An 8826-nucleotide genomic window follows, 5' to 3' on the forward strand; every position below is an offset into this window, starting at 1 on the left:
GACTCGACCACCCCGAACTCGTCGCCCTTGTCGAGGTGGCTGCCGACCTCGGGCAGCTCGACGAAGACCACGTCGCCCAGCGCCTGCTGGGCATGATCGGAGATGCCGACGGTCACGGTGCCGTCGCCGTTGTCGAGGACCCACTCGTGACTTTCCGCGTAGCGCCGGTTGGCAGGAATTGAACTCATCGTGTTTTCCTATACGAAAAAGGTTTCTGGTTTCGCGCATGCTAACGCCCTGGACGGCGTTTGGCGAGTCCTTGGGCCGCGGGCCAATGCCCTGCGGATATGAGGCCCTCGTCAAGAGTGGATCGACTCGTCGCTGGCGTCCAGTGGCACCTCGGGAGACAGCCTTGTCCCGGCACACCGGTGCTCACTTCTGGTGCCAGGCAGCGCGAGGACCGTCGTGAGGCGTGGTCCGATAACATCGGTTGGGCTCCTGATCCCAGCCTGCTGGGAAGGGGCCTTGCCAAGCCATCAGGTGGGTCGTATGGTGCGAAGTGTTTCGTATAAGAAATATGTGTATGAAGCATGAAACCCAATGGCCTGGCCTTGGTTAATCGCACAGGCTATCGCTGGTGTGGGCTCGGTAGCATCCGCTATCGTAATCGGGTTTGGCACTGTCGAGCCTGGGCCGCGATCCGGCTTGCGCCAGAGGTTTGATGACCCGGTCCCGATCCGGCCGGTCCTCGACAGGGCATAACAACAAATCGCTGAAAGGGAGACTTCCGTGGAAACGTTGAACAGCATCTTTGGCGCCATTAATGGGGTCGTCTGGGGCCCCTTGATGCTCATCCTATTGCTCGGGGTGGGCATCTATCTGCAAATCGGCCTCAAGCTGATGCCGATCCGCAAGCTGGGCATTGGCTTCAAGCTGATGTGGCAGGGGCGTGACCGCAAACTGGCGCCGGGCGAGAAGAGGACAAAGGAAGAAGAGGGGGAGATTTCGCCGTTCAACGCCCTGATGACGGCGCTGTCCGCCACCATCGGCACCGGCAACATCGCCGGCGTGGCCACCGCTATCGCCCTCGGGGGGCCCGGCGCGGTGTTCTGGATGTGGGTCACCGCCCTGGTGGGCATGGCGACCAAGTTCGCCGAGGCCGTGCTGGCGGTGCGCTATCGTGAGACCGACAGTAACGGCTACCACATTGGCGGGCCAATGTTTTATATCAAGAACGGGCTGGGCCGCAAGTGGCTGTGGCTGGGCGGTGCCTTCGCCTTCTTCGGCGCGGTGGCGGCCTTCGGCATCGGCAACACCGTACAGTCCAACTCGGTGGCGGATGCGCTCGATTCCACCTTCGGCCTGCCGCACTGGATCACCGGCGTGGTGATCATGGTGCTGGCCGGGGCGGTGATCCTCGGGGGGATCAAGCGCATCGCCAAGGTGGCCGGCAAGCTGGTCCCGGTCATGGGCATCGCCTATGTGCTGGCGGGGCTGGTCGTGCTGGTCATCAACGCCGGCCAGATCGGCGAGGCCTTCGGCCTGATCTTCTACTATGCCTTCAATCCCCATGCGGCCATGGGCGGCTTCGCCGGCGCCGCGGTGATGGCCGCAATCCGCTTCGGCGTGGCCCGCGGTATCTTCTCCAACGAGGCGGGCCTGGGCAGTGCCCCCATCGCCCATGCCGCGGCCCAGACCAAGAACCCGGTGCGCCAGGGCCTGATCGCCATGCTCGGCACCTTCATCGATACCATCCTGGTCTGCACCATCACCGCCCTGGTCATCCTGACCGCCGCGGTGTGGCAGACCGGCGAGCAGGGCGCTTCCCTTACCGCGCTGTCCTTCGATGCGGCGTTGCCGGGCATGGGCAACCAGATCGTCTCGCTGGCCCTGGCGGTATTCGCCTTTACCACCATCCTGGGCTGGTCCTTCTACGGCGAGAAGTGCTTCCAGTTCCTGTTCGGCACCCGCTCGATCATGCTCTATCGGGTGTTGTTCGTGCTGGCCATTCCGGTGGGCGCCCTGGCACAGCTGGGCTTCATCTGGCTGATGGCCGATACCTTCAATGCCATGATGGCCATCCCTAACCTGATTGCCCTGGCGCTGTTGTCGCCGGTGGTCTTCAAACTGGCCCGTGACTACTTCGACGGCAAGGAGATCCTGCCGGGCGAGGAGTTGGACCACGACAAATCCTGAGGGTGAGTCGCGCCGGAGAGGTGTCCCGAGGGGCACCTCTCTTGCGTTGGCCCCGAGCCATGAGTGATGAAGTCATGAGTGAACTCAAGCATACCCCCCTGCATGCCCTGCACGTGGAACTGGGGGCCAAGATGGTCCCCTTCGCCGGCTACGACATGCCGGTTCAATACCCTCTGGGGGTCAAGCGCGAGCACGAGCATACCCGCCACGCCTGCGGGCTCTTCGATGTCTCGCACATGGGACAGATCCTGATCCACGGCAACGCCTCCCTGGAGGCGCTGGAGACCCTGGTCCCGGCCGACCTGGTAGGGTTGCCCGAGGGCCGACAGCGCTATGGCCTGTTCACCAGTGAAGAGGGAGGCATCCTCGACGACCTGATGATCGTCAATGCGGGCGATCACCTCTATTTGGTGGTCAATGCCGCCTGCCGTGAGCAGGACATCGCCCACCTGCGGCGGGGCCTGCTTGAGCATGAGATCGAGGTGCTCGATCGAGGCCTGCTGGCCCTGCAGGGCCCCAGGGCGGCGACCGTCATGGAACGCCTGTGTCCCACGGCATGTCAACTGGTGTTCATGCAGCATGGCCGCTTCGAGATCGATGGGATCCCAGTATGGATCAGCCGCAGCGGCTACACCGGGGAGGATGGTTTCGAAATCTCGGTGCCGGCCGATCAGACCGATGCCCTGGCGCGGCGGTTACTTGCCGAGGACGAGGTGGAGGTCATCGGCCTGGGGGCCCGAGATTCCCTGCGCCTCGAGGCCGGCCTGTGTCTCTACGGTCACGATATCGATATCACCACAACCCCGGTGGAGGCCGGGTTGATCTGGGCCATCGGCAAGCCGCGCCGGCGTGGCGGTGAGCGAGCCGGCGGCTTCCCCGGTGCCGACGTGGTGCTCCATCAGATCGAGATGCGGGACCATCGGCGCAAGCGGGTCGGCCTCGTCGGGGAGTCCCGTGCGCCGGTGCGCGAAGGCGCCGAGCTGGTCGACGACGAGGGCAAGCCGGTCGGTGTCGTGACCTCCGGTGGCTTCGGGCCCAGTGTCGGCCAGCCGGTGGCCATGGGCTATGTCGCCATCGAACAGGCCGAGGTTGGCACCGTGGTGCATGCCGAGGTACGTGGCAAGCGTCTGCCCATGACCGTGACGAAGCTGCCTTTCGTGACGCCGAGCTATCGTCGCGGTTGATGTTATACCGTTATCTTAATTACCTGATCTCAGAGATCGCCTCCTGAAAGCGATCGTCTGACATGGGGAAATGACCTGGTCGAAGCGCTTGTCTCGGGCCAGCCCCTCAGGCAAAGATGAGACGAAAGGTCAGGCTAATGCGCAGGCCGCCGCGCCGGCGCGGCGGCAGCGCATGCTGCAGGTGGGTCTGCACGCCGGGTCCCATCAGCAGCAGGCTGTCGTGGGGCTGATCCACATTGAAGGCCGGGGCTCGGCGGTCCTTCCAGCGAAAGCGCAGCGGACGGTCGGCGCCCAGGGACACCCCCACGATCAGCGGTGCAGGGCCCAGCGCCGGCTCGTCATCGCTGTGCCAGCCCATGCGCTCCTGACCGTTCGCGTAGCGATTGAGCAGCACGCTGTTGAAACGCGCCTCGATAGCGGCCCGGCCGAGGCGCTGAACGACGGCGTCGCGGATGGCCAGTGCCGTCGGGTGCCAGGGCGTGGGCGTAAAATCACGACCGGAGTAGCGGTAGCCGGTGTCGCCCATCCAGACCTGGCGGCGAGGAATCGGGTGCTCACGCCCGAACAGGCACAGGCGCGGTTGCTGCCAGGGCAGCTCCTGGTCAAGGCGGTTCAGCGCCGTCCCGGCAGCTCGGCCGCCGAGCAGGTCGGTAAAGCGGATCAGCGGCGGTGAGGCCAGCAGTGCCTCGCCGTCGGGGTGGTCAAACAGGGCCATGCCCCGAAGGGTGCCAGCTTTCCGGCTAACCGGCCACCTGCAGGCTGGTCAGGGCGAAGGCGGCCCCGATCAGGCCGCCGGCAATCACATCACTGAGGTAGTGAAGCCCCAACCCGACCCGAGACAAGGCGATCAGCACTGCCCAGGGCGCAAGCCAGGGCACGAGCCAAGGCGCATGGGAGGCGGAGAGCACGCAGAACATCACGGCATGCATGGTGTGGCCGCTGGGAAAGCTGTAGCGATCCCGAGCGGGTTCGCTGCAGGGGATGCTGCCGGTGAAGGTGATGAAAGGCCGCTCGCGGCATAACCGGGTCTTGAGCAGTCGGTAGACGGCGATGGCGATCAGGGCCGTGGTCGTATACTGGATGATGCGCCGGGGACTTCCGGCCGCCTGGAGCAGTGGCTGGGCCAGGATCAGCCCGACCCACAACGGCCAGTCTCCCAGCTTGCTGGCCAACTTCAGTAGGGCCAGCCAGGGGCGGTACACGCTGAGGCCTGCCAGGCGCCGGCAGAGCTGCCACTCGAGCAGGTCGAGGTGGTCAAACACGACAGGGGGACGTACGCGCATCGGTGACCTCCCGGGCCAGGCTCAGGGCAGAAAGGAAGTCGTCGGCAATCGACGGCCACCGGTAATGGAGTGCCGTGGCGCGGGCGGCGCGCCCCAGGCGGCCGTAACGGGCCGGTTGCTGGCAGAGCGTGACGGCGGCCTCGCAAAAGCCGGCGTCATCGCCCACCACCAGGCTCACGCCATTGACGTCGTCTTCGATCAGCTCGCGCCCGGCGGCATGCCGGAAGGCCACCACCGCCAGGCCACTGGCCATCGCCTCCAGCACCACGTTACCCCAGGTCTCGGAGACCGAGGGAAAGAGGAACAGGTCGGCACTGGCATAGTAACGGGCCAGGCTCTCGCGATCGATGAAGCCGGTGAAGTGCGCCTCCGGCAGGGCATTCTGAAGGTCCTCGCGTCCCGGGCCGTCGCCGACCACCACCAGGCTCATGTCGGGTCGCGTGGCGTGCATGGCGGTGAAGGTATCACGCAGCAGGTCGAGGTTCTTCTCGGGGGCCAGGCGACCGACATAGAGGGCCACAGGGTGATGTTCGCCGCTCTCCCAGGTCTGGCGCAGGGCCGCATCGCGGTGAGCGGGCGCGAAGTGCTCCCCGTCGATGCCGCGCGCCATCACGCCGACGCGCTGGAAACCACCTGCGGTCAAGGCCGACGCCTGTTGATGCGTGGGGACCAGGGTGGCCTGGCAGCGGTTGTGGAAGTGACGCAGGCGACGCGTCACCAGCGGAGCGAGCCAGGCCACCCCATAGTCGCGGCAGTAGTGGTCGAAGTTGGTATGCCAGCCACTGACGACCGGGATACCCAGCCGCTCGGCGCAGCGCAGTGCCGACCAGCCCAGCGGGCCCTGGGTGGCCAGATAGACCACCTCCGGCCGATACGTCTGCCAGAGCCGGCGTATCCGGTATCCTGCCGGCAGGCCCAGGCGGACCTCGCGATAGCCCGGCACGCCGACACCCCGTACCTGCAGCTCGGCTTCCATGCCCTGGGTCCGGCGGTGATCGCCGGGTGGCCGGGGACGGATGAGCTGTAGCGTCAGGCCGCGTCGCGCCAGCTCCCGGCTGAGCTGGCCCAGGGTATTGGCGACGCCGTTGATATCGGGTGACCAGGTCTCGCTGACCAGACAGATGCGCATGACACTCCTCGTCCCGTCGCGGGTCTTCAGGGGACCGCTCGAGGACCACGATACGCATCGGTCATGACAGCGTGGCGACACCCGCATGAAGGGACGGTGACATCGGGACGCGGCCAGCCTCAGCGCAGTACCTTGCCGGGGTCGATGGGCTTGCCGCCATGGCGCAGGTCGAAGAGCAGATCATGCCGCTGGGTCGTTGCATGGAACCCCACCTCGCAGAGCGGGGTGCCGCGGGTGACCTGGGTGCCGCTGTCCACCAGCAGGCGCTCGCAGAGGGCATAGACGCTCTGCAGGTTGTCGGGGTGGTGCACGATTACCACCCGGCCCAGCTGGCGCATGCTGCCGGCGAAGCGTACCTCGCCGGCGGCGACGGCCCGGGCCTGGGCGCCGCGCTGGGTAGCCAGCAGCATGGGCTGGAGGGTGCCGCGGCTGTCGGTGCCGAAGCGGCGGACGACCCGGTAGTCCTCCAGGGGCCAGGGCCAGTCCCGGCCCGACACCGAGGCACGGGGGGGAGGAGGCGTTGCCCGATGTGCGGCAGGCCGGTTGCTCCGTGCTACGGAGCCCTCCGCGCGCGAAGGGCCGGAAAGCGGCACCTGGATCAGCTGTCCGACCCGCAGGGCGGTGGGCGAGAGTCCCGGGTTGGCGGTCTGAATATGCGAGGCTCGGGTGCCGAAGTGGCGAGCGATGGCGGCGTAGGTGTCCTTGGGCCGGACCTGATAGCGATACGGCCCTCCCGCGGGAGCTCGCTCCTGCCGGCTGGGGACCAGCAACTGCTGACCGACCGCCAGGTGGCGGGCGTCGACACCAGGATTGAAGCGCGCCAGGCGCACCAGCGGAATCCCGGCCTCCCGGGCGATCTCGCCCAAGGTGTCGCCCCGCTGGATGGTGATCCAGTTGCCGGTGTGCCGCCGAGCGGTATCGTCGCTGCCGGTGGGCTGGCCGGCACAGCCGGTCAGTATCAGCAGCATCAGCGTCAGGGCGAGTCGAGCCAGGCGTCCTTTTCCTGCCACAGGGCATTGAGCCATGTCTGGAAGCGTTCCTTGTAGTCTGGGTCGTCATGGTAGCGGCCATGGAGCATCCAGGCCGGCACGGCCAGGCGGCGGGCGTCCAGCACGACTCTGCCTTCCTGGCCGCAGAGAAAGCCCCAGAAGGTGGGCGCGGGATTGTCGTAATACAGGGTGATGTCGAGGATGCCGCCGAGCCGATCACCGAGCAGGCTCAGCACCTGGGCGGTGCCGCCGGCCCGGGGACGCAGCAAGTGGCGGTAGGGGGAGCCTTGGGCGGCATGCTTGGCCGGGGTGAAGCGGGTGCCTTCGACGAAATTATAGATCGCGATGGGCCTTTCCTGGGCATGGCGGCACATGCGTTCGGTGGCTTCTCGGTCACGGCGCGCCAGCTGGGGGTGGCGTGCGCGTTGCTCGCGGGTCAACCGGCGCAGCATGGGGAATTCCATGGCCCAGAAGGCCAGGCCCACCACGGGAATCCAGATCAGTTGTCGCTTGACGAAGAAGTGAGGCATCGGCAGGCGCCGATGAAGGGCCAGGAACAACAGAAAGATATCCGTCCAGCTGCGGTGGTTCGACAGCACCAGCCACCACTGGTCCCGGGAGAGACCGTCAGGCAGCCGGGTCTCGAGGTCCGGCGCGAGCCAGCGCCGTATCCACCAGAGGTTGCTGCCGATCCAGGCGAGGGCCACGCCGTGGAGTCCATCGAGGACCCGACGGCGCAGGCGCCGCCCCGGGGTGACTAGCTTGAGCAGGGTCAGCAGGACCAGCGGGATCCCCCAGAATAGCGTGGTGAGGCTCAGCAGCAGGACGCTGACGAGGCCCCTGACGGTCGACATGCCTCTCTCCTTGGGTGACGCGGGGTGCGACAATGCTAATGGATCGGCTGCTGGCTGCCCAGCATCCGGGGCTAAGGCGGGGTTGCCTGCCCCCCCGGGGAGCGAAGCGTCTCGGTCAGCACCCGCTGCAGGGCCAGGGCAGCCACGGAGAGTTCCTGCAGGTTCCAGGCCAGCACGCCCACGTCACGCTCGACGATGGGCTCCACCAGCGGCAGGCAGACCGCACCCAGCTCCTGCATCTGGCGGACACACAGCGCAGGGACGGCGCTGACCCCGAGACCGCAGGCCACCATCCGGCCCACCGTACCTAGCTGGTGGCTCTCGAAGGTGGCCGATAGCTCGATTTGCCGGGTGGCGAGCTGCTGCTCGATCAGCTGTCGCACCATGGATGGGCGCTGCAGGGCGATGAAGTCCCGCGTCAGCAGGGTCGCCCAGGACAGTTCCCCGTGCTCGGCCAGACGGGAGTCGGCCGGGACCACGGCGACGAAGCGGTCGGTGTAGAGGGGCGTGAAGGAGAGGCTGCCGGTGGCCTCGGGCTCGAAGGCCACCCCCAATTCGACCTGGCGGGCGCGGACCATGTCGATGACCTGCTCGTTGACGACATCGTGCACCGTGACATTGATCCGGGGATGTCGGTGCCGAAAGGCCATCAGGACCGTGGGCAGCAGATTCGCGGCGAAGGAAGGCATGCTGGCCACCGAGAGGCGTCCCAGCTGCAGGGTGAAGCGCTGGCGCAGCAACTCCTCGGTGTTGTCCCAGTCGGCCAGCAAGCGCTTGGCCAGAGGGACCAGCGACTCTCCCTCGGGCGTGAGGCGCACGCTGCGGGTACTGCGGGTCAGCAGACGCCCTCCCAGGCTTTCTTCGAGCCCCTTGATGGCCAGGCTCAGGGCCGGCTGGGAGAGATGCAGGTGCTCGCAGGCCTGGGTGAAGCTCAGGGTGCGCGCGACGGCCAGGAAGGCTCGGAGCTGCTTGACGGTCATGGCGTACTACCAAGGTGGAAATTATAACCCAAGAAAATAAATTGATAAGTAAAACAAACTTAACAAATATATTGGCAAGCGCAACACTGCCCTGACATCATCAACTTCCACTCCACAACAACACGAGGCGCCCTATGGCCGGATTCGACAAGCGCGTGTACTCCTATGAAGAGGCGATGGACGGCATCGAGAGCGGCATGACCGTGATCGCCGGCGGTTTCGGACTCTGCGGTATCCCCGAGAACCTGATCGCCGAGATCAAGCGTCGTGG

At 66.2% G+C, this 8826-nt stretch carries 10 protein-coding genes; 3 read left to right on the forward strand and 7 right to left on the reverse strand.

From position 1 onward, the window contains the following. The coding region (locus tag FHR94_RS19065) for a glycine cleavage system protein H (protein WP_425485405.1) at positions 1 to 188 on the reverse strand (188 nt) is incomplete at its 3' end. A 541-nt stretch (positions 189 to 729) separates the two neighbouring features. On the opposite strand from FHR94_RS19065, the gene FHR94_RS19070 reads away from it, so the two are divergent. Together FHR94_RS19070 and gcvT are read left to right on the forward strand one after the other, a co-directional pair. After that, complete coding sequence (locus tag FHR94_RS19070) at positions 730 to 2136, forward strand: amino acid carrier protein (protein WP_183328298.1); 1407 nt, start codon at positions 730 to 732, stop codon at positions 2134 to 2136. Between the two features lie 74 nt (positions 2137 to 2210). Continuing rightward, the gene (gene gcvT / locus FHR94_RS19075; protein WP_183328300.1) at positions 2211 to 3320 is read left to right on the forward strand and encodes a glycine cleavage system aminomethyltransferase GcvT; all 1110 of its coding nucleotides are present in this window, start codon (positions 2211 to 2213) and stop codon (positions 3318 to 3320) included. A gap of 106 nt (positions 3321 to 3426) precedes the next feature. Here gcvT and FHR94_RS19080 read toward each other — a convergent pair whose 3' ends face one another. The 6 genes from FHR94_RS19080 to FHR94_RS19105 all read right to left on the reverse strand — a co-directional run bounded on the left by FHR94_RS19080 (position 3427) and on the right by FHR94_RS19105 (position 8555). Beyond that, on the reverse strand, positions 3427 to 4035 hold the full coding sequence (locus FHR94_RS19080; protein ID WP_183328302.1) for an alpha-ketoglutarate-dependent dioxygenase AlkB family protein: 609 nt from the start codon (positions 4033 to 4035) through the stop codon (positions 3427 to 3429). 25 nt (positions 4036 to 4060) lie between these two features. Further along, positions 4061 to 4603: a phosphatase PAP2 family protein gene (locus FHR94_RS19085; RefSeq protein ID WP_183328304.1), complete on the reverse strand. Its 543-nt coding sequence runs from the start codon at positions 4601 to 4603 to the stop codon at positions 4061 to 4063. Beyond that, complete coding sequence (locus tag FHR94_RS19090) at positions 4575 to 5732, reverse strand: glycosyltransferase family 4 protein (RefSeq protein WP_183328306.1); 1158 nt, start codon at positions 5730 to 5732, stop codon at positions 4575 to 4577. The genes FHR94_RS19085 and FHR94_RS19090 overlap by 29 nt, the downstream gene beginning before the upstream one ends. 119 nt (positions 5733 to 5851) lie before the next feature. Continuing rightward, positions 5852 to 6757, reverse strand: a complete 906-nt coding sequence (locus FHR94_RS19095; protein WP_183328307.1) for a M23 family metallopeptidase — start codon at positions 6755 to 6757, stop codon at positions 5852 to 5854. Next, positions 6706 to 7575: an acetyltransferase gene (locus tag FHR94_RS19100; protein ID WP_183328309.1), complete on the reverse strand. Its 870-nt coding sequence runs from the start codon at positions 7573 to 7575 to the stop codon at positions 6706 to 6708. Before FHR94_RS19100 ends, FHR94_RS19095 begins: the two co-directional genes overlap by 52 nt. Before the next feature lie 71 nt (positions 7576 to 7646). Next, positions 7647 to 8555, reverse strand: a complete 909-nt coding sequence (locus tag FHR94_RS19105) for a LysR family transcriptional regulator (RefSeq protein ID WP_183328311.1) — start codon at positions 8553 to 8555, stop codon at positions 7647 to 7649. 134 nt (positions 8556 to 8689) lie between these two features. On the opposite strand from FHR94_RS19105, the gene FHR94_RS19110 reads away from it, so the two are divergent. Then, positions 8690 to 8826: CoA-transferase (locus tag FHR94_RS19110; protein ID WP_281376095.1), on the forward strand; the 137-nt coding region annotated here is incomplete at its 3' end.

Source organism: Halomonas cerina, assembly GCF_014192215.1.
Lineage (GTDB): Bacteria > Pseudomonadota > Gammaproteobacteria > Pseudomonadales > Halomonadaceae > Halomonas > Halomonas cerina.